This is a genomic window from Pseudomonas shiyinii (assembly GCF_056725765.1).
In genome coordinates this window covers 68,989-95,070 of record NZ_CM161522.1, presented here as the reverse complement: position 1 = coordinate 95,070, position 26,082 = coordinate 68,989, and the positions used below count along the sequence as shown (strand labels likewise).

Annotated in this window: 19 protein-coding genes; 7 read left to right on the top strand and 12 right to left on the bottom strand. The window is 64.2% G+C overall.

All coding sequences use genetic code 11. The features are described 5' to 3' along the window. Nucleotides 1–56 precede the first annotated feature (56 nt). The 8 genes from ACXHGZ_RS00465 to glnE all read right to left on the bottom strand — a co-directional run bounded on the left by ACXHGZ_RS00465 (nucleotide 57) and on the right by glnE (nucleotide 10,154). Nucleotides 57–1,499 carry a lipopolysaccharide kinase InaA family protein gene (locus ACXHGZ_RS00465; RefSeq protein WP_480461892.1) on the bottom strand — a complete coding sequence of 481 codons (1,443 nt, stop codon included), beginning with the start codon at nucleotides 1,497–1,499 and terminating at the stop codon, nucleotides 57–59. Continuing rightward, nucleotides 1,499–2,251 (bottom strand): lipopolysaccharide kinase InaA family protein, encoded by a 753-nt coding sequence (locus tag ACXHGZ_RS00460; protein WP_480461890.1) that lies wholly within the window; start codon nucleotides 2,249–2,251, stop codon nucleotides 1,499–1,501. Before ACXHGZ_RS00460 ends, ACXHGZ_RS00465 begins: the two co-directional genes overlap by 1 nt. After that, complete coding sequence (locus ACXHGZ_RS00455; RefSeq protein WP_084856288.1) at nucleotides 2,248–2,991, bottom strand: lipopolysaccharide kinase InaA family protein; 744 nt, start codon at nucleotides 2,989–2,991, stop codon at nucleotides 2,248–2,250. The genes ACXHGZ_RS00460 and ACXHGZ_RS00455 overlap by 4 nt, the downstream gene beginning before the upstream one ends. After that, nucleotides 2,991–3,797 carry a lipopolysaccharide core heptose(I) kinase RfaP gene (gene rfaP / locus ACXHGZ_RS00450; protein WP_480461889.1) on the bottom strand — a complete coding sequence of 269 codons (807 nt, stop codon included), beginning with the start codon at nucleotides 3,795–3,797 and terminating at the stop codon, nucleotides 2,991–2,993. Before rfaP ends, ACXHGZ_RS00455 begins: the two co-directional genes overlap by 1 nt. Beyond that, the gene (locus ACXHGZ_RS00445) at nucleotides 3,794–4,918 is read right to left on the bottom strand and encodes a glycosyltransferase family 4 protein (protein WP_084856292.1); all 1,125 of its coding nucleotides are present in this window, start codon (nucleotides 4,916–4,918) and stop codon (nucleotides 3,794–3,796) included. Before ACXHGZ_RS00445 ends, rfaP begins: the two co-directional genes overlap by 4 nt. After that, nucleotides 4,918–5,976, bottom strand: coding sequence for a lipopolysaccharide heptosyltransferase I (gene waaC, locus ACXHGZ_RS00440; protein ID WP_196154458.1), 1,059 nt, complete (start codon nucleotides 5,974–5,976; stop codon nucleotides 4,918–4,920). The genes ACXHGZ_RS00445 and waaC overlap by 1 nt, the downstream gene beginning before the upstream one ends. Continuing rightward, the gene (gene waaF, locus ACXHGZ_RS00435; RefSeq protein ID WP_084856296.1) at nucleotides 5,977–7,026 is read right to left on the bottom strand and encodes a lipopolysaccharide heptosyltransferase II; all 1,050 of its coding nucleotides are present in this window, start codon (nucleotides 7,024–7,026) and stop codon (nucleotides 5,977–5,979) included. Between the two features lie 194 nt (nucleotides 7,027–7,220). Continuing rightward, complete coding sequence (gene glnE, locus ACXHGZ_RS00430) at nucleotides 7,221–10,154, bottom strand: bifunctional [glutamate--ammonia ligase]-adenylyl-L-tyrosine phosphorylase/[glutamate--ammonia-ligase] adenylyltransferase (RefSeq protein ID WP_480461886.1); 2,934 nt, start codon at nucleotides 10,152–10,154, stop codon at nucleotides 7,221–7,223. A gap of 384 nt (nucleotides 10,155–10,538) precedes the next feature. Between glnE and aceE the strand changes: the two genes are divergently transcribed. The 5 genes from aceE to ACXHGZ_RS00405 all read left to right on the top strand — a co-directional run bounded on the left by aceE (nucleotide 10,539) and on the right by ACXHGZ_RS00405 (nucleotide 19,251). Continuing rightward, complete coding sequence (gene aceE, locus ACXHGZ_RS00425) at nucleotides 10,539–13,184, top strand: pyruvate dehydrogenase (acetyl-transferring), homodimeric type (RefSeq protein WP_480461884.1); 2,646 nt, start codon at nucleotides 10,539–10,541, stop codon at nucleotides 13,182–13,184. Nucleotides 13,185–13,197: 13 nt separating this feature from the next. Beyond that, nucleotides 13,198–14,838, top strand: a complete 1,641-nt coding sequence (gene aceF / locus ACXHGZ_RS00420) for a dihydrolipoyllysine-residue acetyltransferase (protein WP_324816674.1) — start codon at nucleotides 13,198–13,200, stop codon at nucleotides 14,836–14,838. 273 nt (nucleotides 14,839–15,111) lie between these two features. Continuing rightward, on the top strand, nucleotides 15,112–17,805 hold the full coding sequence (locus ACXHGZ_RS00415) for a putative bifunctional diguanylate cyclase/phosphodiesterase (RefSeq protein WP_480461881.1): 2,694 nt from the start codon (nucleotides 15,112–15,114) through the stop codon (nucleotides 17,803–17,805). 146 nt (nucleotides 17,806–17,951) lie between these two features. Further along, nucleotides 17,952–18,617 carry a peptide-methionine (S)-S-oxide reductase MsrA gene (gene msrA, locus ACXHGZ_RS00410; RefSeq protein WP_084856306.1) on the top strand — a complete coding sequence of 222 codons (666 nt, stop codon included), beginning with the start codon at nucleotides 17,952–17,954 and terminating at the stop codon, nucleotides 18,615–18,617. Between the two features lie 10 nt (nucleotides 18,618–18,627). Further along, a complete protein-coding gene (locus ACXHGZ_RS00405; protein ID WP_084856308.1) occupies nucleotides 18,628–19,251 on the top strand; it encodes a glutathione S-transferase in 624 nt (207 codons plus the stop codon). 173 nt (nucleotides 19,252–19,424) lie between these two features. Here the strand turns inward: ACXHGZ_RS00405 and creD are convergent, their stop codons facing one another. The 3 genes from creD to creB all read right to left on the bottom strand — a co-directional run bounded on the left by creD (nucleotide 19,425) and on the right by creB (nucleotide 23,014). Then, the gene (gene creD / locus ACXHGZ_RS00400; protein ID WP_480461878.1) at nucleotides 19,425–20,753 is read right to left on the bottom strand and encodes a cell envelope integrity protein CreD; all 1,329 of its coding nucleotides are present in this window, start codon (nucleotides 20,751–20,753) and stop codon (nucleotides 19,425–19,427) included. 147 nt (nucleotides 20,754–20,900) lie between these two features. Then, nucleotides 20,901–22,334: a two-component system sensor histidine kinase CreC gene (creC, locus tag ACXHGZ_RS00395; protein WP_368829034.1), complete on the bottom strand. Its 1,434-nt coding sequence runs from the start codon at nucleotides 22,332–22,334 to the stop codon at nucleotides 20,901–20,903. After that, complete coding sequence (gene creB, locus ACXHGZ_RS00390) at nucleotides 22,334–23,014, bottom strand: two-component system response regulator CreB (RefSeq protein ID WP_480461876.1); 681 nt, start codon at nucleotides 23,012–23,014, stop codon at nucleotides 22,334–22,336. The genes creC and creB overlap by 1 nt, the downstream gene beginning before the upstream one ends. A gap of 418 nt (nucleotides 23,015–23,432) precedes the next feature. Here creB and ACXHGZ_RS00385 point away from each other — a divergent pair, with 418 nt between their 5' ends. Then, nucleotides 23,433–24,404: an IS110 family RNA-guided transposase gene (locus ACXHGZ_RS00385; RefSeq protein ID WP_480460242.1), complete on the top strand. Its 972-nt coding sequence runs from the start codon at nucleotides 23,433–23,435 to the stop codon at nucleotides 24,402–24,404. Nucleotides 24,405–24,445: 41 nt separating this feature from the next. Here the strand turns inward: ACXHGZ_RS00385 and rloA2 are convergent, their stop codons facing one another. Then, nucleotides 24,446–24,946: a retropepsin-like aspartic peptidase RloA2 gene (gene rloA2, locus ACXHGZ_RS00380; RefSeq protein WP_196154466.1), complete on the bottom strand. Its 501-nt coding sequence runs from the start codon at nucleotides 24,944–24,946 to the stop codon at nucleotides 24,446–24,448. Nucleotides 24,947–25,128: 182 nt separating this feature from the next. Between rloA2 and yihG the strand changes: the two genes are divergently transcribed. Next, the gene (gene yihG / locus ACXHGZ_RS00375; RefSeq protein WP_480461873.1) at nucleotides 25,129–26,016 is read left to right on the top strand and encodes a 1-acylglycerol-3-phosphate O-acyltransferase, YihG family; all 888 of its coding nucleotides are present in this window, start codon (nucleotides 25,129–25,131) and stop codon (nucleotides 26,014–26,016) included. The last annotated feature ends 66 nt before the right edge of the window (nucleotides 26,017–26,082 follow it).

The window sequence follows — 26,082 nt, the reverse complement described above, 5'->3', positions numbered from 1 at the left end:
CTGGCAAGGGCTTCGCCCTTGATCGCGGGGCAAGCCCGCTCCCACAGAGGGCGACGCTAGGCACTCATCCGCGGCAACAGCTCATCCAACCGTCGATGCAGCGCACTGTCACTGGGCCAGTTGCGCAACATCCGCGCCCGGTCCCGGGCATACGCCGGGGCGAAGCTCAGCTGGGTGGCGTGCTGGCACATGGCATCCAGGTCGATCAGCGACCACTGGCCATCCTTCCAGAACAGGTTGTGGCCCTTGAAGTCGCCATGGCTGATGCGCTCGTGAATCAGCTGCTGCATCAGGTGCACCAAGGCCTGCACCTGCTCCTGTGGCGCATCGCCGCTTTCCACGTAGGGCCCGAAGCACTCGATCAGGTCCGGCCCGTCGACATATTCGGTCACCAGATATGCGCGGCTGCGCAGGCCCATCACCCGCTGCTCCAGCACCGCCAATGGCCGTGGCGTGGCGATGTCGAGGAACTCCAGGCGATGACCTTCGATCCACGAGTGCCAGGCACGGCTCGGGCGCCAGAAGCGCTTGAACCAGTGGGCGGTGTTCTTGATGTTGTAGCGCTTGAGCACCAGGGTGCGACCACCCACCTCGATACGCGCCACGCTGGCCGCACCACCGGTTTTGTACAGGTGGCCTTCGTCGATCAACGCATCGGCCTGCTCCAGTACCGGCAACAGCGCCTCACGCTCAGGCCGGCGAACCGCCCGCAACCCGGACAGGCTGCGCTCGACGCTGAACAGCGTGCACTCGCGCCCGGCCTTTTCCAGGTAGTCCTTCAGGCGCCAGTTGCGCACCTTGTCGATCTGCTTCTGTAGCGCCTCCAGCGGCAAGGCATGTTCGGCGTTGGCCAGCAGGTAGTGCACCAGCAACTCTTCGATGAACGGCTCCAGACGCTTGGGCAACTGGGCGAACAGTACGCCCAGGTTCTCCAGCACCTTCTGGCGCGACAGTTGCTGGCCCGCGACTTCGGCCTTGATGCCCGCGCCGTCGATCAGGTACAGCTTGCCGCCATGGCGCAGCAGGTTGTCCAGGTGCAGGTCTTCCTGCCACAGGCCCTTGGCATGCATCTGCGCCACGGTCGCAAGGGCTTCGCCCAATACCAGCTGTTGCTCGTCGGCCAGCACCGGCAGGTGTTCGACATTGGCCCAGGCGTCGGCAAGGCTCTGTGCACCCTCGAGGAATTCGAACAGCAACCAGCCGCCCTCACCTTCCTTGAGGCCGTCTGCCAGCAGTTGCGGGGTCGTGAGACCCTGCCCGGCCAGCAGCTTCACACCCTCCAGCTCACGCTGGAAATGGCGGGCGGCATTGCTGCCCACCAGCAGCTTGGCCAGTACCGGGGTGCCACGCCAGATGCCGGCGCCGACATAGCGCTGGCCCGGCAGCACGCGCAGCAGGCTGAGCAGCTGCAGGTCGGCACTGCCGGCGGCGTCGGCCAACGTCACGGTCAAGGGCAGCGATGGGCTGCGCCCGGCGTTCTTCAATTCGGACAGTTGCATCAGCGCGCCTCCTTTTCACGGCGGCGGCGCACCAGGCGCTGCAGCCAGGTATCGACCAGCGTACTGTCTGCCGGCTGTTCAAGATAGGCCGCCAGCAGGTTGCGCACGTCCGCCTCGCTCCAGACGCCCGCGCGGCGCAGCAAGGGTTCGAGGTCCTTGAGCCGGTCGCGCATGCCGAACAGCAGCGGGCGGGTCTTTTCCAGGTCGATCAGTTGAGCCTGCCAGCCTTCGCGACGTTCACGCAGGAAGATGTGCTTGGGATAGAAACAGCCATGCACCTGGCCTGCAGCGTGCAGGGTACGGGCCAGCTGGCCACACGCCTGCAGAATGCCCAAGCGGCTGGCGGCATCGAACTGCGGCCACTGGGCCAGCAGGCTGTCCAGGTCACGCCAATCGTCCAGGGCACGGGTCATGAGGATGGCCCGATGCTGGCCGTTACCCTTGCGTTCACCATAGAACACCGCCTGCAAGGCGGGGATCTTCAACTTCTGGTAACGGCTAATGTTGCGAAACTCTCGGGCGAAGGTCGGCTCGCCGAACGGGCGGTGCAGGGTGCGGGTGAGGTAGTCGCTCTGGCGCTTGAGGTAGAACCCCTTACCCTCGAGCTCAAGACGAAAGACGCTGCTCCAGCCGCCACGGCCGGTGTTGGGTTCGTCCACGGCGTCCAGTTGCAGCGCCCACAGCGCCTCGAAGTCGTTCAAGCCATGACGTTGCAGCAGCGCCTGGTCGGCGCTGGCCAGGTAGTCGGTCATTCCCTTCCCTCGAAAAAGCTCACCACCTGGCGAATGCACTGCTTGTCCTTGGCCGTGAGCCGTTTCTGCTCACGGTATTGCAGGTAGAAACGCAGGCGTTGGGTCGATGACAGGTGGTATTTGGCGACCTTGTCCAGGCATGCCAGGTCCTTGATCAGGCGGTGGCGCAGCATGCAGGCGCGGCAACCGCGCCAGAAATCGCCGGTGGGGCAATCGATGAAGAACACCGTGGCGTTGTCGTCCACCAGCAGGTTGCGCCACTTCAGGTCGTTGTGGGCGAAACGGTGCGCGTGCATCACCCGGGTGTGGCGCGCCAACTGGCGGCTGACGTGGTCGACCCAGGCGCGGTCGGCCAGCCGTGGGTCGTTACGCTCGGCCAGGGCCGAGAGGTCCTCGGTGCGCGGCAGCTCGCGGGTGATCATGGCACCGCGGCCGAAGGCCAGGCCGTTGCGCTCGAGGCCGTAGGCCACCACTTCGGCGGTGGGGATATCCCATTTGGCGAACTGCTTGAGGTTCTGCCATTCGGCCTTGATCCGCGGGCGGCCCACATAGCGGCGCAAGGCCTTGCCGGCGCCGGTGTAGCGCTTGACGTAGTAGTTGACCCCGTCGCGCTCGATGCGCACCACTTCGCTGAGCGGGTCGCGGGTCAGGCGTTCGCCCTGAAGGGCGAACACCGCATCCAGACTGCCGAAATCCGCCGCCAGACCTTCGTAGCCTGGTGCCAGTGTCCAACCCGCCATCAGAGCGCATCCCCATAGCGTTGCTTGCGATCGTAGAGTTTCTGCGCCTTGCGTTCGAGCCAGGCGAGCAGCGCGGCCTCGTCGGCCAGCACCTGGCACAACGGGCGCTGGAAGTAGCCACGCAGAAAGCGCAGCTTGTCGCGGCGGGTCAGGCCGATGTCCAGGGCCGAGAAATACAGGGCGGCCAAATCTTTGTCACGCCAGCGGCGGGTGATGCTGGCACGGGTCTGGGCGCGATGCAGGTCGATCACCGACAGCTTCAGGTCGTCGGGCGTCACCGGCCGGTCGGTGTGCAGCAGGAAATGGCAGATATAGCAGTCGCGGTGGTTGACCCCGGCACGGTGCATGCCACCGGTCATCTTCGCCACCTCGGCGATCAGTGCCCACTTCAGGCGTGGTTGCGGCGGCTGCCTGACCCAGTCGAGGCTGAAGTCTTCCAAGCTGATGGTCGGCGCCAGCTCTTCGGTGACGATGAACGAATGCTGCGTGGCCGGGTTGCTGCCGCGCTCGCCATAGGCCACCGCGGTCATGGTCGGCACGCCGACTTCATGCAAGCGCTGGATCGCCCGCCACTCCTGGCCGGCACCGAGCACCGGCAGCTTGGCGCTGAACAGGTTCTTGAAGATCTCGCCCCAGCCGATGCCACGGTGGATCTTGACGAAGTAGCCTTCGCCGTCCACCTCGGTGCGCAAGGTGCGCCGGCCTTCGAGCTCACGGAACACCTCGCCCTGCAAGCCTTCCACGGCCTCGAAGGGATCGCGCCCGGCCCACAGGCGCTTGAAGGGTTCGGCCAGTATCAGCTTCATGCGGCCTCCTGCCCGAGGATCACGTCGGCAGCATGCTGCGGCATGCTGTACAAGTCGGCGGTGTCGGCGAAGGCCAGCCCGTTGCGCGACCAGTCGGCGCGAGCCTGGGCATCTTCGAGCATGCGCTGCAGGTAGCGGTTGAGCTGGTCCTGCTCGAACGGCTCGTCCAGTACCAGGCCGCTGTCGGCCTCGGCGATGTAGTGGGCGTAGCCGCACACCTGGGACACCAGCACCGGCAGGCCGGCGACCAGAGCCTCGAGCAACACGGTGCCGGTGTTCTCGTTGTAGGCCGGGTGGATCAGCAGGTCAGCCCCAAGCAGGAAGCGCGGGATGTCGCTGCGCCCCTTGAGGAACTGCACCTGCTCGCCCAGGCCGAGCGTGGCGCTCTGCAACTGGAATACCTTGGGGTCGTCCTGGCCGATCACCATCAGCCGGGTACGCTTGCGCAGGGCCGAAGGCAGCGCGGCGAGGGCCTTGAGGCTGCGGTCGACGCCCTTGGTCTTGAAGCCCGAGCCGATCTGTACCAGCAACAGGTCGTCATCGCCCAGGCCGAATTCCTTACGAAAATCGGCGCGAATCGCATCGGCGTCGGCAGGGCGGCGTCGGTCCTGGGAAATACCCGGTGGCAGAAGGTGGAAACGCTCCACCGGCGTGCCGTAGTGCTTGATGAACAGCGGCTGCTGCACTTCGGAGATCATCAGCACCTCGGTGTGGGCATCCTTGGCGAACACCGCCCGCTCGTATTCGGCGAAGTGGCGGTAGCGGCCCCAGCGACGGTACAGGCCGCCACGCAGGGTCTGGGCCTTGTCTTCGAAGCAGCCGTCGGCGGCGTAGTACACATCCAGGCCGGGCATCTTGTTGAAACCGATCAGGCGGTCGACCGGGCGCTTGGCAAGGTCGGCGGCCATCCAGGCGCTGAGCTTCTCGTTGCGTCGATGGTTGAACAGCGCCTTGACCGGCGCCACCAGCACCTCGAAACCCGGTGGAATGTCACCTTCCCAGATCAACGTGTAGACACGGATCTGGTGCCCCCGCTTCTGGCACTCCAGGGCGATGCGCATGAAGTCACGCTGCAGCCCGCCGAAGGGGAAATATTTGTAGAGCACGAAAGCCAGTTGCATCAACGAACATCCTCAGCCAGCAGCAACGCGCTCAAGCGGCTCGCCACATGCTCGGGATTCAGGCGAGTGAAGCACAACGGCCACTCGCGTTTGAGATCGAACCGGCGCAGGTCTTCGGCGCTCGGTTTATAGGTGCACTTCTTCTGCAGGCAAGGTGCGCACGGCCAATCGCTGGCCTGGTGGACCTGGCTGCGCCCGTAGGCGCCGGTAAGGCCCGGGTTGGTCGGGCCGAACAGCGAAATGGTCGGCACGTCCAGCGCCGCCGCCAGATGGCCAAGGCCGGTATCCACCGCCACACAGGCCTTGGCTGCCGCCAGCACGCGTGCGACCCCCGCCAGGTTCAACTTGGGCAGTACTTCGCAGTTCTTCAAGCCCTGGGCGATGCGCTCGGCGCGTGCCTTCTCCGCAGGGTTGCCCCAAGGCAGGCGCACCTGCAGGTTACGCCGGCCCAGACGCTCGGCCAGCTCGCGCCAGTAGGCCTCGGGCCAATGCTTGGTGGCCCAGGTGGTGCCATGCAGGAATACCACGTAGGGCGCGGCAGGTGGCAGTTGCAGGCGGTCGAGGTCCAGACCGTAGCGGCCAAGGCCTTCGGGCAGGTCGTAGGCCAGGGCCAGGGCGAACAGCTGGCGCACCCGCTCCACCGCGTGCTGGCCGACCGCGACCGACAGGCGCCGGTCATAGAAGCGGCTGGCCCAGCCTTCGCGCGCCGAATAACGGTCCAGCCCGGCCACCGGCGCCTTGACGTAGCGGGTCAGCCAGGCCGACTTGACCAGGCCCTGGGCGTCGATCACCAGGTCGTACTTGCGCTCGCGCAGGCGCTGTTTGAACGCCTTCCACTCGCCGCTCTTGAGCGTCTGCCAGAGGTTCTTGCGCCAGCGGCGAATGGCCACCGGGATGACCTGGTCGACGGCCGGGTGCCAGCTGGGGATCTCCGCGAAGCCTTCTTCCACCACCCAGTCGAAGCGGATGCCGGGAATGGCGTGGGCAGCATCGGTGATAGCCGGCAAGGTGTGGATCACGTCTCCCAGGGAGGACGTCTTGATGATCAGGACCCGCACTTAGTCGACCTCGGCCATGACATCGATCAGGTTCGGCCCGCCCAGGCGCGTGAGCGCGGCGATCACCTGCGCCGGCTCGAGCAGGCGCAGGCAGTTGTAGTGGCCAAAGCGGCAGGTCCGGTCGAAACAGGGGCTGCACTCGATGCCCAGGCGCACGATTTCCACATGCTCGGCCAGCGGCGGCGTGAAGCCCGGCGACGTAGAACCGTAGACCGCCACCAGCGGACGGTTCAACGCGGCTGCCACGTGCATCAGGCCCGAGTCGTTGGACACCACCGCATCGGCGCAGGACAGCAGGTCGATGGCCTCGGCCAGCGAAGTTTCCCCCGCCAGGTTATAGGATTCTTCACGGAACCCTGGGATCAGCCGGTCACGGATCGACTCACCCACCGGATGGTCGTTCTTCGAGCCGAACAGCCATACCTGCCAGCCCTGGCGGATCATCGCGTCGGCCACTTCGGCGTAGTGCTCGGCCGGCCAGCGCTTGGCCTCGCCGAATTCGGCCCCCGGGCACAGCGCCAGCACCGGGCGGTCCAGTGCCAGGCCGAACTTGGCCAGGGCAGCGTCGCGGCTCTGCGCTTCGATCTGCAGGCTCGGTCGCGGGTAGGGCTGCGGCAACTCGGCGCCCGGCGCGTAGGCCAGCGCCATGAAGCGCTCGATCATCAGTGGGTAGCGGGCCTTGTCCAGCTTGCGTACGTCGTTGAGCAGGCCGAAACGCATCTCGCCGCGCCAACCGGTGCGCTTGGGTATACCGGCGAAGAACGGCACCAACGCGGATTTCAACGAGTTGGGCAGGAGGATCGCCTGGTCATACTGGCCCGCCAGCGATTTGCCGATACGCCGGCGCGTGGCCAGCTCCAGCGCGCCATGGCCGAGCGGGAAGCTCAGGGCTTGGCGCACCTCGGGCATGCGTTCGAGGATCGGCCGGCTCCACTCGGGAGCCAGCACATCGATCATGCATTCGGGGTGCTGCTGCTTCAGGCACTGGAACAAGGTCTGCGCCATCACCATGTCGCCGACCCAGCTGGGGCCAATGATCAGTATTCTCATGCTTGGTCCAGAAACGTTCGGGGAGGCCCGGCGCGGGCCTGGCCTCCCCTCTTTATATTCAGGCTATGTGGCGGACAGTGTACCACTGGGGGGAATCCTGCACCCCAATCGCCGGCAAGCCGGCTCCCACAAGCACTCGGCAGGGTCCGGCCCTGCGATCTATCCGTGGGAGCCGGCTTGCCGGCGATTGGGCCTCACGCCAACCCCAGCTCGCCCCAGATCCGGCGCACTTCGCGGCGTTCGTCGGCAAATTGCGCCGCATCGATCACCCCCGCCTGCTTCTGCAGGGCCTGGCGGTGGGAGGCCGAGCGGAACGCCTTGTACACCTCACGCAGCAGCACAGCATCGCGGGCAGGCATCAGGCCGGCCTGCTCGAGCTCTTCCAGGATGCGGATATTGTCGGTCCAGCGCAGCATGGCCGGATGGTCGTGGGACCAGGCCAAAGCGGCGTATTGCACCATAAATTCGATATCCACGATACCGCCGGCATCCTGCTTGATATCGAACGGCACGCCGGCCTCGAAGGCATTGGCGGCAGTGCCTGCGGCGGTGCTCTTGGTGCCGAGGTTGTCGCGCATCTTGGCGCGCATCTCGCTCACTTCCACCCGCAGCTTGGCCAGGTCACGCGGCTGGCCGAGCACCTGCGCCCGCACCTGCTCGAAGGCCGCCCCCACCTGCTTGCAGCCCACCAGCACCCGAGCCCGCACCAGGGCCTGGTGCTCCCAAGTCCAGGCTTCGTTCTGCTGGTAGCGCTCGAAGGCGCCCAGTGAACTCACCAGCAGGCCCGCAGCCCCCGAAGGGCGCAGGCGCATGTCGACGTCGTAGAGCTGCCCGGAGTTGGTCTGGGTGGTCAACATGTGGATGATGCGCTGGCCCAGGCGGGTGAAGAACTGCGCGCCATCGATGGGCTTGGCGCCATCGGTCTCGGCCTGGGGGTCGCCATCATGAATGAATACCAGGTCGAGGTCCGAACCATGGCCCAGCTCGATGCCACCGACCTTGCCATAGCCGACGATGATGAAGCCCGGATCGCACAGGCTGCCGTCGCTGCGCCGGGGCTGGCCATGGCGCGCCACGGTCTGGCGCCAGGCCAGGGCCAGCACCTGGTCGAGAATCGCCTCGGCCAGCCAGGTCAGGTAGTCGCTGACTTTCATCAGCGGCAGGTTGCCGGTGATTTCCGATGCGGCCACCCGCAGGCTGTGGGCCAGCTTGAAGTGACGCAGGGCCTCCATCTGCTGTTCCAGGTCATCCTCGGGGATGCGTGTAAGGCGCTCGCGCAGCTCGGACGCCAGTTCCGGCGCCAACGGCGGGCTGAACAGGCGGCCTTCGTTGAGCAGCTCATCAAGCAACAGCGGGAAGCGGGCGATCTGCTCGGCAATCCATGGGCTGGCCGCACACAGGGTGAGCAGGCGGCGCAAAGCGCCCGGGTTCTCGGTGAGCAACACCAAGTAAGCCGAGCGCCGCGCCACGGCCTCGACCAATGGCAATACCCGCTCCAGCACCAGGTCCGGATCGTCGTGCTCCACGGCCTGGGCCAGCAGGCGCGGAATGAACGCATCCAGGCGCTCGCGACCGATGCGCTGCATCGAGCGCAGCTGCGGGCTTGCCCGCAGGGCGGCCAACCGGCGCAGGGCCTCGGCGCTCTGGCGGAACCCGGCTTCTTCCAGCTGGCGGCAAGCCGCCTCCTCGTCCTGGGCCTGTTCCCACAACGGCGACCACTCGCCACCGACCACCAGCTCGCCCTCGCCTTCTTCATCATCCGGGTCGGCGATCACCTGGCGGAAATGCCAGTCGATGCGCTCACGCCAGTGCATGAGCTGGGCGTGGAAGGCCGGCCAGTCGGCAAAGCCGAGGATATAGGCCACGCGCGCGCGGTCCTTGTCGTCTTCGGGCAGCATCTGCGTCTGGCGGTCGGCGATGGCTTGGATGGCATGCTCGGTGTAGCGCAGGAACTCATACCCCTCGCGCAGCTCGGCGACCACTGCAGGCGGCAGGTAGCCCTGGCCTTCCAGGGTGGCCAGCACCTTGAGCAGCGGCCGTTGCTGCAGGCTCAGGTCGCGCCCGCCGTGGATCAGCTGGAACGCCTGGGCGATGAACTCCACCTCGCGGATACCGCCGGCACCAAGCTTGATGTTCTCGGCCATGCCCTTGCGTCGCACTTCCTGCTGGATCAGTTGCTTCATGGTGCGCAGCGCCTCGATCGCCGAAAAGTCCAGGTAACGGCGATAAACGAACGGGCGCAGCATGTCCTGCAACTGGGCGCCGGCAACCTGGTCGCCAGCCACGACGCGGGCCTTGATCATGGCGTAGCGTTCCCAGTCGCGGCCCTGGTCCTGGTAGTACTGCTCCAGTGCATTGAACGACAGCACCAGGGCACCGGCCGAGCCGTAGGGGCGCAGGCGCATGTCGACGCGGAACACGAAGCCGTCGACGGTCACCGGGTCCAGTGCCTTGATCAGGCGCTGACCCAGGCGAGTGAAGAACTCCTGGTTGTCCAGCGAGCGCTTGACGCCTTCAGTCTCGCCGCCTTCGGGGAAAGCAAAAATCAGGTCGATGTCCGAGGACAGGTTCAACTCCACCGCCCCCAGCTTGCCCATGCCCAGCACCACCATGTGCTGCGGCTGGCCGCTGCGGTTGCCGATGGGTGTACCGAACTGCTGGCAATGGCGTGGATACAACCATTGATAGGCCTGGTCGATGGAAGCGTCGGCCAGGTCGGAAAGGTCGCGGCAGGTCTCGCCCAGCACCGCCTGGCGGGTAATGTCGCGCCAGATGATGCGCACTTGCTGGCGATTGCGCTCACGGCGCAGGTTACGCGCCAGCTCGTCCTCGCTCTGGGCGGCCTGGGCGGCGGCGGCGATGCGCGCGCACAGCTCGCCGGGGGCGAAGGGCCGATCCAGTTCGCCACTGGCTTGCAGGTCGAAGAGCATGGCCGGCTCACGCAGGGCCACTTCCAGGACGAAATCGCTGGCGGCGGCAACCTGATCGAACGCGTGCCGCTGGGCCGGGCTCCACCGGTCCAAGTCCAACCCGTCGAGACCGACGATCGCCTCGCGCAGGGACTGTTGATTACGTGCGACCAGCGGTTGCAGGGCAGCGGGCAGATCGAGCGGCAAAGGCAGGCGCATGGTCTATCCTTGATCGGCGTGAAAGAGAGGGGTAGGTGCGGCCAAGGGGGTGCCGGACCACGGTTGGACTGTCATACAAAAGTTGGAAATAGCTGAAATAAACGAATCATTGGTAAAAAACATCAAGATTCACCCGATCAGAGCCCAGTCCCAACCTACGGGAACGTTTTTCCCCACAAGCCAGAGTGCGACAAAATGCCGCTTTTCTGTAGTTTTACTACTACCCCAGCTCTTCAAAAGCATGAAATGCCGAATCATTTGTAGTAAAACTACACGGCGCCGGATGACTGTCCGGCTAATCCAAGAATTCACGACGTCTGCCCAAAAGGCCAGTCGCAAACTCAGGCCCCCGATTCTGGTGGCCTTTCCGCCCTGGAGCAAGCCATGCAAGACCTCGATCCCGTCGAAACCCAGGAATGGCTGGATGCCTTGGAGTCGGTCCTCGACAAAGAAGGCGAAGACCGCGCTCACTACCTGATGACCCGTATGGGCGAGCTGGCCACCCGTAGTGGCTCCCAGCTGCCGTACGCAATCACCACGCCATACCGCAACACCATCCCCGTTACCCACGAAGCACGCATGCCTGGCGACCTGTTCATGGAACGCCGCATCCGCTCGATGGTACGTTGGAACGCCCTGGCCATGGTCATGCGTACCAACCTGCGGGACTCGGACCTGGGCGGCCACATTTCGAGCTTCGCCTCCAGCGCCACCCTGTACGACATCGGCTTCAACTACTTCTTCCAGGCTCCGACCGAGGAGCATGGCGGCGACCTGATCTTCTTCCAGGGCCACGCCTCCCCAGGCATCTACGCCCGTGCCTTCCTCGAAGGCCGCATCAGCGAAGACCAGATGAACAACTTCCGCCAGGAAGTGGACGGCAAGGGCCTGTCTTCCTACCCGCACCCATGGCTGATGCCTGACTTCTGGCAGTTCCCGACCGTTTCCATGGGTCTGGGCCCGATCCAGGCGATCTACCAGGCGCGCTTCATGAAGTACCTGGAAGCCCGTGGCTTCATCCCGGCCGGCAAGCAGAAGGTCTGGTGCTTCATGGGCGACGGCGAGTGCGACGAGCCGGAATCCCTGGGCGCGATCGCCCTGGCTGGCCGCGAGAAGCTGGACAACCTGATCTTCGTCATCAACTGCAACCTGCAGCGCCTCGACGGCCCGGTTCGCGGCAACGGCAAGATCATCCAGGAACTCGAAGGCGTGTTCCGCGGCGGCGGTTGGAACGTCAACAAGGTCGTCTGGGGCCGCTTCTGGGACCCACTGTTCGCCAAGGACACCAACGGTGCCCTGCAGCGTCGCATGGACGAAGTCATCGACGGCGAATACCAGAACTACAAGGCCAAGGACGGTGCATACGTCCGCGAGCACTTCTTCAACACCCCGGAACTCAAGGCCATGGTCGAAGACCTGTCCGACGACGAGATCTGGAAGCTCAACCGTGGCGGCCACGACCCGTACAAGGTCTATGCGGCCTACCACCAGGCGACCAACCACAAGGGTCAGCCGACCGTCATCCTGGCCAAGACCATCAAGGGTTACGGTACCGGTGCCGGCGAAGCCAAGAACACCGCGCACAACACCAAGAAGGTCGACGTCGACAGCCTGCGTCACTTCCGTGATCGCTTCGACATCCCGGTCAAGGATGCCGACCTGGAAAACCTGCCGTTCTTCCGTCCGGAAGAAGGCAGCGCCGAAGCCAAGTACCTGGCCGAGCGTCGCGCAGCCCTGGGTGGCTTCGTGCCGCAGCGTCGTGCCAAGAGCTTCAGCGTCCCGACTCCGCCGCTGGAAACCCTGAAGGCGATCCTGGACGGCTCGGGCGATCGTGAGATCTCCACCACCATGGCCTTCGTGCGCATCCTGGCGCAGCTGGTCAAGGACAAGGAAATCGGCCAGCGCATCGTCCCGATCATCCCGGACGAAGCTCGTACCTTCGGTATGGAAGGCATGTTCCGCCAGCTGGGCATCTACTCGTCCGTGGGCCAGCTCTACGAGCCGGTCGACAAGGACCAGGTGATGTTCTACCGCGAGGACAAGAAGGGCCAGATCCTCGAGGAAGGCATCAACGAAGCCGGCGCCATGTCGTCGTTCATCGCCGCCGGTACCTCGTACAGCAACCACAACCAGCCGATGCTGCCGTTCTACATCTTCTACTCGATGTTCGGCTTCCAGCGTATCGGTGACCTGGCGTGGGCCGCTGGCGACAGCCGCACCCGTGGCTTCCTGATCGGCGGTACCGCCGGCCGTACCACCCTCAACGGTGAAGGCCTGCAGCACGAAGACGGTCACAGCCACCTGATGGCTGCCACCATCCCGAACTGCCGCACCTATGATCCGACCTACGGCTACGAGCTGGCGGTGATCATCCAGGACGGCATGAAGAAGATGACCGAAGAGCAACAGGACGTCTTCTACTACATCACCGTGATGAACGAAGCCTACACCCAGCCAGCCATCCCGGCCGGCGCCGAGGAAGGCATCATCAAGGGCATGTACCTGCTCGAAGAAGACACCCGCGAAGCCGCGCACCACGTGCAGCTGCTGGGTTCGGGCACTATCCTGCGCGAAGTCCGCGAAGCGGCGAAGATCCTGCGCGAGGAATACAACGTCGGTGCCGACGTGTGGAGCGTCACCAGCTTCAACGAACTGCGTCGCGACGGCCTGGCCGTGGAACGCGCCAACCGCCTCAAGCCTGGCCAGAAGCCGCAGCAGACCTACGTCGAGCAGTGCCTGGCCGGTCGCAAGGGCCCGGTCGTGGCGTCCACCGACTACATGAAGCTCTTCGCCGAACAGATCCGCCAGTGGGTCCCGAGCAAGGAGTACAAGGTCCTGGGTACCGATGGCTTCGGTCGCAGCGACAGCCGCAAGAAGCTGCGTCACTTCTTCGAAGTCGACCGTCACTTCGTCGTGCTGGCTGCCCTGGAAGCCTTGGCTGACCGTGGCGAGATCGAACCGAAGGTGGTGGCAGACGCCATCGTCAAGTTCGGCATCGATCCGGACAAGCGCAACCCACTGGACTGCTGAGGAGTATTTTTAAGTGAGCGAACTCATTCGCGTACCTGACATCGGCAGCGGTGAAGGTGAAATCATCGAGCTGTTCGTCAAGGTCGGTGATCGTATCGAGGCCGACCAGAGCCTGCTGACCCTGGAGTCCGACAAGGCCTCCATGGAGATCCCGGCCCCGAAGGCCGGCGTGATCAAGGAACTGAAGGTCAAGCTGGGCGATCGCCTGAAAGAAGGCGACGAGCTGATGGTCCTGGAAGTCGAGGGCGCCGCCGCGGCGCCCGAGGCTCCGGCCGCGGCTGCCCCGGCAGCGGCACCTGCCGCCGAAGAAAAACCGGCTGCCGCTGCAGCCCCTGCCCCGGCCGCCGCTCCAGCTGCTGCCAGCGTGCAGGACATCCACGTGCCGGACATCGGCTCGTCGGGCAAGGCCAAGATCATCGAAGTCTTGGTCAAGGCCGGCGATACCGTCGAAGCCGACCAGTCGCTGATCACCCTGGAGTCCGACAAGGCCTCCATGGAAATCCCGTCGCCCGCCGCTGGCGTGGTGAAGGAAGTGATCGCCAAGCTGGACGACGAAGTCGGCACCGGTGACCTGATCCTCAAGCTGGAAGTCGCGGGCGCTGCCCCGGCCGCCGCTCCAGCCGCTGCCGCACCGGCACCTGCCAAGGCCGAGGCGGCACCAGCCGCCGCGCCTGCCGCAGCGCCGGCTCCGGCTGCAGCACCCGCTCCGGTCGCCACCGCACCGGCCGCCGGCAGCAACGCCAAGGTCCACGCCGGCCCTGCCGTGCGCTTGCTGGCCCGTGAATTCGGTGTCGACCTGGGCGCGGTCGCCGCGACTGGCCCGCACGGCCGCATCCTGAAGGAAGACGTGCAGGTCTACGTCAAGGCCATGATGCAGAAGGCCAAGGACGCTCCTGCCGCCGGCGCGACCGGTGGTGCTGGCATCCCGCCGATCCCGGCCGTGGACTTCAGCAAGTTCGGTGAAGTGGAAGAAGTCGCGCTGACCCGTCTGATGCAGGTCGGTGCCGCCAACCTGCACCGCAGCTGGCTGAACGTGCCGCACGTCACCCAGTTCGACTCCGCCGACATCACCGAGCTGGAAGCCTTCCGCGTTGCGCAGAAGGCCGTGGCCGAGAAGGCTGGCGTCAAGCTGACCGTGCTGCCGCTGCTGCTCAAGGCCTGCGCCTTCCTGCTCAAGGAACTGCCGGACTTCAACAGCTCGCTGGCCCCCAGTGGCAAGGCGATCATCCGCAAGAAGTACGTGCACATCGGCTTCGCCGTGGACACGCCGGACGGCCTGCTGGTCCCTGTGATCAAGAACGTCGACCAGAAGAGCCTGCTGCAACTGGCGGCCGAAGCCGCGGCGCTGGCCGAGAAGGCCCGCACCAAGAAGCTGTCGTCCGACGAGATGCAGGGCGCCTGCTTCACCATCTCCAGCCTCGGCCACATTGGCGGCACCGGCTTCACGCCGATCGTCAACGCACCTGAGGTGGCGATCCTCGGCGTATCCAAGGCAACCATGCAGCCGGTCTGGGATGGCAAGGCCTTCCAGCCCAAGCTGATGTTGCCTCTGTCGCTGTCCTACGATCACCGTGTGATCAACGGCGCCGCTGCCGCGCGCTTCACCAAGCGCCTGGGCGACGTGCTGGCGGATATCCGCACCATGCTGCTGTAATGCAGCCTCCCTGCCTCACCTCGCAAGGGGTGGGGCAGGCCTGTTTCGAGCTGCCACGCTCGTACCTCAACCCCGTCGTTTGGCGGGGCTTTTTTTGTCTCGAACAAACGATGCCCACCCGCTCCCACAGGCTCGTGGCCTTCAGACTTCTATCCTCCGGCCGACAATCTCTCCACAGGGTCCCCCCAGGCCGCTTGCCAGCCCTCGGGACATCATGCAACCTTGCCCGATACGCCGCGCCCAAGTCGCGCCTCCAGTTCAAGCGAGTCTTCGATGAAAAGCCAACCCGATGCCGCCAGCCGTTCGGCGGCCGAGGTCGTCACGCAGCTTCCCGTGCCTTCGCGGCTCGGCATGCTGCGTTTCGAAAGGCTCAACGAAGCCAGCTGGGCGATGCTGTACCTGGATCCTGCCTGCGAACGCCAGTTCGGCCTGCCCGCCGCCGAGCTCTGCGCCTTGATCGGCGCGCCCTACGCCAGCCTCATGGAGCCGGAAGCGCGTTACACGCTGCACGACGAGATTCAACTGCAATTGGCCCGGCGCAACCACTACCGGGTCCGCTACACCCTGCACACCAGCGGGTCGGCCCTGCGTGTACTGGAGGTCGGTGAAGGCTACCGCCAGCACAATCGCCAGTTGCTGCGCGGCTACCTCACCGTGCTGGACGATCAGCAGGACGACCACCCCGCGCCAGTCACCGACGACCTCGAGTCACGCAACAGCCGCCTGCAGCTGGCCCTGCAATTGAACCAGCGAGCCCAGCAGGAACAGCTCGAGCACCTGGAGCGCGTGCGCGCCCAGCAGGACCTGATCCTGCGCCTGGCCCGCCAGCGCTACAGCGCCGACAATTCACTGCAGGAGGCTGCCGAACTGATCACCCGCAGCGCTTGCGAGATCTACAAGGTCGACTGCGCCAGCCTCTGGTACCTCGACGATCAGCGGCTCGAACCGATCAGTGCCTGGCGTAGCCGTGACCAGCGCCACCACCTGCCGGACGCCATCGACGCCAGCCGCTTCCCCGACTACCTCGACGCCCTGCACGCCAGCCGTGCCATCGACGCCCACAACGCCAGCCAGGATCCGCGCACCCGGGAAATGGCCGAGAGCCTATACCCCTCCGCCAACAACGCCATGCTCGATGCCAGCATCCGTGTCGACGGGCAGGTGGTCGGCGTGCTCTGCCTGGAACAGACCGGCACGGCTCGCGCCTGGCAGTCCGACGAGATCGCCTTTGCCGGCGAGCTGGCCGACCAGGTCGCCCAGGTCATCACCAACCACAACCGACGCACCGCCACCAGCGCCCTGAATCTGTTCCAACGGGCCGTGGAACAGAGCGCCAGCGCCTTTCTGCTGGTCAACCGCGACGGCGTGGTGGAATACGTCAACCCAAGCTTCACCGCCATCACCCAATACAGCACCGATGAAGTGCAGGGCCGCCACCTCGGCGAGTTGCCGGCGCTGGAAAACCTCAGCGAGCTGCTGTTCGACTCGCCCTCCAGCCTGGCCATGGGCAATAGCTGGCAGGGCGAATTCAGGAGCCGACGCAAGAGCCTGGAGCCCTACTGGGGGCAACTGTCGATTTCCAAGGTGTTCGGCGACAACCGCGAGCTGACCCACTACATCGGCATCTACGAAGACATCACCGAGAGCAAGCTGGCCCAGCAGCGTATCGAACGCCTGGCCTACACCGACAACCTGACCAACCTGGGCAATCGCCCATCGTTCATCCGCAGCCTCGACGAGCGTTTCGCCCGTGAAGGCGCGATTCCCATCTGCCTGCTGCTGGTGGACATCGACAACTTCAAGCGGATCAACGACAGCCTCGGCCACCAGACCGGCGACAAGCTGCTGGTCAGCCTGGCCCGGCGCCTGCGTAACAGCCTGGGCGGTGGCGACGTCCTGGCGCGCTTCGCCAGCAACGAGTTCGCCGTGCTGCTCGACGACACTACCCTGGAAGCCGGCCAGCAGGTCGCCCTGCAACTGCTGCGTACCCTCGACAAACCCATGTTCGTCGACAACCAGCTGATCAACGTCACCGCCTCCGTCGGCCTGGCCTGTGCACCGTTGCACGGCAGCGACCCGCAGAGCCTGATGAAGAACGCGGGCCTGGCCCTGCACAAGGCCAAGGCCAACGGCAAGCACCAGGTGCAGGTGTTCACTGAGGTGCTGAACGCCGAGGCCAGCTACAAGCTGTTCGTCGAGAACAACCTGCGCCGGGCGCTGGCCCAGAACGAGCTGGAGGTCTTCTACCAGCCCAAGCTGTGCCTGCGCAGCGGGCGCCTGCTGGGTCTGGAGGCGCTGTTGCGCTGGAACCACCCCGAGCGCGGCATGATCCGCCCGGACCAGTTCATCAGCGTGGCCGAGGAAACCGGCCTGATCATCCCCATCGGCAAATGGGTGGTACGCCAGGCCTGCCGCATGAGCCAGCAACTGCGCAGCGCCGGCGTGGGCAGCCTGCACGTGGCGATCAACCTCTCGCCCAAGCAGTTCTCCGATCCCGACCTGGTGAGCTCGATCGGCACCATCCTGCGCGAAGAAGCGCTGCCCCCACATCTGCTGGAACTGGAACTGACCGAGGGCCTGTTGCTGGAAGCCACCGAAGACACCCACCGCCAGCTCGACGAGCTCAAGGCCCTAGGCCTTATGCTGGCGATGGATGATTTCGGCACCGGCTATTCGTCGCTGAGCTACCTGAAGAAGTTTCCGATCGACATCATCAAGATCGACCGCAGCTTCATCAACGAGATCCCCGACAACCAGGACGACATGGAGATCACCTCGGCGGTGGTGGCCATGGCCCACAACCTCAAGCTCAAGGTGGTCGCCGAGGGCATCGAAACCGCCGAACAGCTGGCCTTCCTGCGCCGGCACCGCTGCGATGTCGGCCAGGGCTACCTGTTCGACCGGCCGATTCCCGGGCGCGAACTGGTCGCCAGGCTGCGGCGCTATCCGCGTGGCCCGGTGGCCTGACAGACGCGCAAGTCTCGGGCACTATAGAACTCATTCGGGCCCTATCGCGGGACAAGCCCGCTCCCACAGGGTCATGCACAATTCCTGTGTGGGCTTGTCCCGCGATAGGGCCATCACTCTCTCTTCAAATCCACAGAGGAACGGCCATGGTCTTGCGTTCGGAAATCCTGGTGAACAAAAACGTCATGCCCACTGCGGAGCAGGCCTTGCCTGGCCGCGAAACGCCAATGGCCCTGCCCGAATTCCACTACGTGTTCAAGGACACCCCACTGCTGGGGCCGTTCTTTCAGAACGTGGACTTCGCGATCTTCGGCCTGGGCTGCTTCTGGGGCGCAGAGCGCCGCTTCTGGCAGCGTGAAGGTGTGGTCAGCACGGTGGTCGGCTATGCAGGCGGCTTCACCCCCAACCCTACCTATGAAGAAGTCTGTTCGGGCCTGACCGGGCACACCGAAGTGGTGCTCGTGGTGTTCGACAAGGACAAGGTCAGCTACCGCGAACTGCTGGCGATGTTCTGGGAGCTGCACAACCCGACCCAGGGCATGCGCCAGGGCAACGACATCGGCACCCAATACCGCTCAGCGATCTACTGCACCAGCCCCGAACAGCTGGAGCAGGCCAAGGCCAGCCGTGACGCCTTCCAGGCAGAGCTGAGCAAGGCCGGCTTCGGTGAGATCACCACCGAGATCGACCAGGCCCCGACCGTGTATTTCGCCGAGGCCTACCACCAGCAGTACCTGGCCAAGAACCCCGACGGCTACTGCGGCATCGCCGGTACCGGCGTATGCCTGCCGCCCAGCCTGCAAGGCAATTGAGGAACGGCCCATGGCGACAATGACCCTGTTCCATTCGCCCCTCTCACCGTTCGTGCGCAAGGTGATGATCGTGCTGCACGAGACCGGCCAGCTCGACCGCGTTGCCCTGCAGGCGGTCAATGTGAGCCCGGTGAGCGGCGACGAGCAGCTCAACCAGGGCAACCCGATCGGCAAGATCCCGGCCCTGCGCCTGGAAGATGGCACCGTGCTGCACGATAGCCGGGTGATCTGCGAGTACCTCGACCTGCAGCACGTCGGCAACCCGCTGATCCCTCGCGAAGGCTCGGCACGCTGGCGTCGCCTGACCCTGGCCTCCCAGGCCGATGCGATCATGGATGCGGCAGTCTCGACCCGTTACGAGACCTTCCTGCGCCCCGAAGACAAACGCTGGGACGGCTGGGTCCAGGCCCAAGGCGAGAAGATCCGCCGCAGCCTGGCCAACCTGGAGCAAGAGCACCTGGCGGAACTGGCATCGACCTTCGACATCGCCGCCATTGGCGTGGCCTGTGCCCTGGGCTACCTGGACCTGCGCCAACCGCAGTTCGGCTGGCGGGAACAGCAGCCCGGGCTGGCGGCCTGGTATGCCGACGTGGCCAAGCGTCCGTCGATGGCCGCTACGCACCCGGTAGCATGACCCCCTCCTGATCGCCGGCAAGCCGGCTCCCACCTGTCCTGCGCTGTTCTCAGAGACACCGCTATACCTGTGGGAGCCGGCTAGCCGGCGATTGAGGTCACGCATTCGCCTTCAGCGGGCAAACAGCAAGGCGATCCTGGACGCCAGCCATCGCCCCTTCTCCCGATCCTCCCTCATGCCCCTTTCCCCACCCGCGCCCAGTCCAGCCGGCGCGTCAGCACCATGAACACACCCAGCAGGCCGAAGCACAGCAGCGAGCCCATCAACAGCGCGTAATCCTCGGCGCTGAGCAGGCCATAGAGCATCCCGTACAGCACCGCCAACCCCGCTGCGAACCCCACGCCCCGCCATAGGCTGCCCAGCACATGGCTCAGGTAGAAGCCAATCAGCAGCACACAGGCCGCAGCCGACAAACCATAGGCCAAGCCAAAGCCCAGGTGCTCGGACAATGACAACAGCAACAGGTAGAAAAAGGCCAACGCAACTCCGACCAGGGCGTATTGCACGGGGTGCACATCGAGATGCCTGCGCACCTCGAACAGGAAGAAACCGGCGAAGGTCAGGGCGATGAACAATAACGCGTACTTGATCGCCCGTTCGCTCTCGAGGTACTGGTCCACCGGGTCGACGAAGCTCACGCCAAAGGCACGCTCGCCAAAACCTGCGCACTGTCCTTGGCTGGCACATTGGCGCACGATGTCTTCGAGATTGGTGGCGAAGAAGCTGGTCTGCCAGTGGGCCTTGAAGCCCTGCCCATCGATCTCCCGGCGGGCGGGCAGGTAGTTGCCGATGAAGCTGGGGTGCGGCCAGTTGGCGCGTATGTCCACACTGCTGCTACGGCCCATCGGCACCACATGCAGTTGGCCGGTGCCCTGCAAGGCAAGGTCGAAGGCATAGCCGAATCTACTCGCCGTGCCTGCGGCGAGCATTGGCAACCGCACATGCACCCCGCCGCCCAGCCAGTCCAGGCCAGTACCGGGCTCGAACGGCAAGCGCTGGTCGTCCAGGTTCAGCTCTGGGGCATTTTCGATGCCGCGGATATCGCTGATGCCCACCACCAGGTATGGCGTGTCGAAACGGTAATCGTCGAAGTCTTTCTCGATGCCCCAGCGTTCGGGAAGCTCGAAACGTCCCGCGAGCCGGCCACGGGCGTGGAACAGGCGGGCCTGGTAGATGCCTCGGGCACGCAGTTCGGTGTCGGCTTCGATAGCGGCGTCGAAGGTGTCCGGCAGAAAATACAACTGGCCGCTGACCGTGTCGGTTTCCTGCATACGTTGGCCGCCCTTTTCGACCCAGCGACGCTCGTACTTGCGGTACGGCACCACCAGCAGGGGGCCGCTGATCTGTTGGCCGAAGCTCGAGCTTGCGGCTATGTCCTGGACCACGCTGTCGCGCAGGGCCTGACGCTCGGCAATCAGGCCGCTGATCATCAGCAAGGGGATCAACAGCAATACCATCAGCAAGGCGATCGTGGCGAGCTTGAAACTCAGGGTTCTGGTCATGGGTGGGCGCTCCGTTTGCGATGGGCGCAGTGTGGAGCGGGTGTGTGGAGGTGGTGTGGAGACTTGGTGGAGATTGGTGTAGTTGGAGCTACTGTGCAGCCCTTTTGCGCGCACAAGGGCGCGCCAACAGGAACATGGCCTTTGAAGTCAGCCGATTCGGCGCGCGGGTAACCATAACCGCACGCGCACCCCGCCCTCGACGTTGTCCACTGCCAGTGACCCGCCATGCAGTTGCATCACCTCGGCCACGAAGTTCAGCCCCAACCCCGTGCTCTTGCGCCCGCTGCCTGGCCTTGGCAACGAATAGAACCGCTCGCTGACGCGCCCGATGGCGTAATCGGGAATCGCCTCCCCCTGGTTGAAGACGCTCAAGGCCACCCGTTCCCCCTCGCGCTCCAGCTCGAACAGCAATGCCCCGCCCTGGGGGGTGAAGTCCAGCGCGTTGTCCAGCAGGTTGGCCAGGGCTTGGCGCATCAAAAAGGGATCGCATAACAACCGCAGGCCCGCCGGCACCCGCTGACGCACTTGCAGACCGGCGGCCTCGATGCGTGCGGTGTGAGCCTGCAACAGTTCATCGACCAATGCGGCCAAGGCCACCTGTTGCTCATCGTCCAGCGCCTGCATCTGCTCGACGCGGGCCAGGTTGAGCAAGCGCTCGATCATCTGTTGCAAGCGCCCGCTCTCACGTTCGATATTGCCGGCGAAACGCGCCCTCTGTTCATCCGGCATATCGCCTTGCAACAGCTCGGACGCCCCGCGGATCGCCGCCAGGGGGCTCTTGAGTTCATGGGTCAGGGTATGCACATAGCGCTCGACATAGGCCTTGCCTTCGAGCTGGGTACGCATGCGCTCCACCGCCGCGGCCAACTGCCCGAGCTCACCGCCTTTGTAGTGCGGCAATGCCGCGCGCTGGCCCTCGCTGACCGCCTGGGCGTAGCGGGTCAAGCGACGTAGCGAGCGGGCCAACCACCAGGACAGCGCAGCGCCTACCAGCAAGCCCAGGCCTATCAGCCCCAGACCCAGGTTCAACAAGCGGCGCTCGGCGCGGTCGATGTAGGGCTGCAATGAACTGTTGGGCTTGGCCACCGTCACCACGCCGATGATCTTGCCGTCATCGAGGATCGGCGCGGCGACGTGCATCACCGAGGTGCTTTCGTCATCCGGGTCGCTGCGGGTGGAACGGGCGCCATACTGGCCACGCAGGGTCAGGTAGACGTCGTTCCAGCGCGAATAGTCCTGGCCCAGGCCCTGGCCGCTTGAATCGAGCAACACGGTACCCTTGGCATCGGTAACGTAGATACGGTGGCTGACCTGGTTCTTCGCCAGCCCCCAGATCTCGGCCCCCGGCCTGCGCTCGCCGTAGGACGCCAGTACCTGTGGCAGGCGCCCCTGGTTCAATGTGCCGGCCTTCACATCGTCGTGCAGTATTTCCGCCAGCAGGTTGGCGGTATCCACCAGGGTTTCCTCAGACGACTGGCGCACCACTGGGCGGATCTGTTCGCGCACGGTATTGAGCAAGAAGTAGCCAGACAACCCGACGAACAGGAAATACACCAGGAAGATGCGGATCCCCAGGCGCATCAGGCGTGGTCCGGGCTGTAGCTGTAGCCCAGCCCCCGGTGGGTCTGGATCGGCTCGGCATCGGCGGCGACCTGGCGCAGCTTGGCGCGCAGGCTCTTGATGTGGCTGTCGATGGTCCGCTCGTAGCCGGCATCGGAGGGAACGCCCACGGCATCGAGCAGTTGCTCGCGGCTGAACACCCGCCGGGGTTGCTCCAGCAGGCAGTGCAATAGGCGAAACTCATGGCGGGTCAGGGCCAGCGGCTGCGCCCGGTAGCTGATCTGCATGCCCAGCGTGTCGACCTGAAATGCCGCCGCCGGGGGAGATGCCTCCACGCGCGGGGCCATGCGCTTGAGGATCGCCCGCACCCGCGCTGCGACTTCCCGGGGGCTGAACGGTTTGACCACATAATCGTCCGCGCCGATCTCCAACCCCACCACCCGGTCGATCTCGGCGTCACGGGCGCTGAGGAACATCACCGGGACCTCGGTGAAACGGCGCAGTTGGCGGCACGTCTCGAAGCCACTGATGTCCGGCAGGCCGATATCGAGAATCACCAGATCCGCCGGGCGCAAGCGCTGTTGCTCGACAGCCGCGCTGCCGAGGGTCACCCATTCGGTGCTATGGCCATCGGCCTGCAGGGCATAGACCAGCGTGTCGGCGATGGCGGATTCGTCTTCGACGATGAGGATGTGGGGCATGGCGTCCGGCCTTGCAAATAGCGAAGCTGGACATATAGGCAAGTTTCACAGACGACGCAATCCCTTGTAGGAGCGGCCTTGTGCCGCGAAAGGGCTATAAAGCAGCCCCAGGGGATCGGTGATGCCCAAAAAAATAGCCGGGGGCCGCTTAGCGGCCCTTTCGCGGCACAAGGCCGCTCCTTGTATCTCGACTTTCGCCTTCCAAGAGGCGAAAGTTCTCGACTGATCATCGAGGGAGGGTCATGAAGCGGAGCCGCTCCAAGGGCATCGAGCCCGTATTGTAGATAACGCTCAGACCCTCCAACCCCACTCGAACAGTTCGAACGGTATCTAGTGCCCGCCCCCGGCGTGAGCACGCATTCACAAGGTTGAACCGAGTGCTGGGTGATCGAACTTTCGTTGTCTGAAGGAGAAGATCATGTCTGTTGTTGTTGGCGTCGATGTAGCCAAGCGATCCTTCGATATTGCGACTCCACTTCCCAATGGGAAGGTTCGCACCAAGGCCAAGCTGTCCAATGATCCGAGTGGTTTTGAGCAGTTCGCAACCTGGCTTGAGAAACATGCCGAACCGCGTGCCTGGGTTGTCATGGAGGCTACTGGCACTTATCACGAGGCGCTTGCCGATTGCCTTCATGCCAAGGGTTACCGGGTGTGCATTCTGAATCCCGCCGTAATTGCCAAGTTTGCCGAGGCCGACCTTCGACGCGTCAAAACCGATAAGGCTGATGCCAAAGTTATTGCTGCTTATGGCCAGCAAAAACAGGATGAGCTCCGTCAGTGGGAGCCTGAGCCGCCAGCTCAGCGGCGTTTGCGGGCCTTAGTACGGCGTCTGGACGACCTGAAAGAAATGCAGCAGATGGAGCAGAACCGTCTGGATGTGGCGCAGACAGCTGTGCAGGAGTCAATCAGAGCTGTAATTGGGCATATCACCGAAGAAATAGAGAAAACCCGCAAGGCGATTGAGCAGACGATCGATGACGATCCGGATCTGCGCCAACGGCGAAAACTGATTACATCGATTGATGGTCTGGGTGATACCACAGCCGCACTGATCCTCGCAGAACTGGGTGATCCGCTGAAATACGAAAGCCCGTCAGCCATTGTTGCGTTTGCAGGTCTGAACCCGATGATCCATCAATCGGGGGAGAAGATTGGCCAATCGACCATTTCTCGCACAGGAGCGCCGAGGCTGCGCGCCGGCTTGTGGATGTCAGGCACGGTCTCGATCAGACACAACCCGGTCGTGAAGGCACTGGCAGAGCGTTTGAACAGCCGGCGTAAAGCCTATAAGCAGATAGTTTGCGCTGCTATGCGCAAGCTTTTGCACCTGGTGTATGGCGTGGTGAAGTCCGGTAAACCGTTTGACCCTCAAATCGCCCTTGCGGGGTGAGGGTCAAGACGGTATCTACAGGAGGGCGGGCCCGCCTTGGATCAGCAGTCTGGCTTGCCCGCGGTGAACTTGCGAGCCGGGTTCACCGCGGCCTTGAATTCGCGCAGGGCCTTGGAGCCGATCAACAGCGGATAGTTGAAGCTGCTGCGGTCGGTCAGGTTGACCTCCACGGTGCGCTTCACATCACCCAGGCACAGCTCCAGGTCGACCACCGGGCGCTTGGTGATCTCCGGCTCCTCGCCTTCATCTTCTTCGTCGGCGCGGTTCTTGATCTTGCTGATGCGCGCCACCTTGTGTTCATAGACCTTGTCGCCGGCATCCTTGGTGGCCAGGCGGAAGCGCACCCAGTCCTCGCCATCGCGGGTGAAACGTTCGATGTCCTTGGCCGACAGCGACGCGGTCAGGGCGCCGGTGTCCATCTTGGCTTTGAACGTCTCACCGATTTCCGGCACGCCAATGTATTCGTAACGGCCATACAAGGTCGGTTCGGCAGCCATCACGGGAAGGCTGAGCAATGACAACAGGGCAAGCATCGATTTCACGGGATACGCTTCCTTGAGGTGGGGCAGTACTTAGACTGCGCAAGCACGATAGGTTCGTTGTCATAGCTTATCCAACACAATGTGAAACATTTGTCCCCAGGTTCGGGCATTGGACATTTGGCGTAGGACCAAGCCCCACTTATCATTGCCAACCGCTTTTATCTGACAACAAGAGTCTTTTTATGCGTCGCCTGCTGACCGGCATACTCACCACCGCCCTGCTGCTGCTCAACACCCTCGTGCTGATCGGCCCGCTGATGGTGTTCGCCCTGCTCAAACTGGTGCTGCCGGGCCGTGGACGCGACTACGCCTCCTGGGCAGTGATGTGGATCGCAGAAACCTGGTCGGAGATCGACAAAGCGATCTTCGCCCTGTGCATCCCGACCCAATGGGACATCCGCGGCATCGAGAAACTGCGCCAGGACACCTCCTACCTCTGCGTGAGCAATCACCAGAGCTGGGTCGATATTCCCGCCTTGATCGAAAGCCTCAACCGCCGCGTGCCGTTCTTCAAGTTCTTCCTGAAGAAGGAGCTGATCTGGGTACCGCTGCTGGGCCTGGCCTGGTGGGCGCTGGACTACCCCTTCATGAAGCGCTACAGCAAAGCCTTCCTGGACAAGCACCCCGAGCTCAAGGGCAAGGACCTGGAAATCACCAAGGCAGCCTGCGAACTGTTCAAGCGCCAGCCGGTCACGGTGGTCAACTACCTGGAAGGCACCCGTTTCAGCGAGGCCAAGCGCCAAGCCCAGCAATCGCCCTACCAGCATCTGCTCAAACCCAAGGCCGGCGGCGTCGCGTTCGTGCTCGCAGCGCTCGGCGAGCAGCTCGATGCCCTGCTGGACGTCACCATTGTCTATCCCGGCGACACGGCCCCAGGGTTCTGGGACTTGCTCAATGGCAGCATCAGCCGCGTGATCATCGATATCCGTGTGCGCGAGCTCGACCCGGCGCTGTGTGCGGGTGACTACGAGAACGACCCTGAGTTTCGCCAGAGGGTGCAGGCCTGGGTGAACCAGTTGTGGCTGGACAAGGACCAGCGGATCGCGCAACTGCGCGCCGAGATGCATTAATTAACCTGCCCAATCGCCGGCAAGCCGGCTCCCCCCGTCCTGCGCTATTTTCAGCTGTGGGAGCCG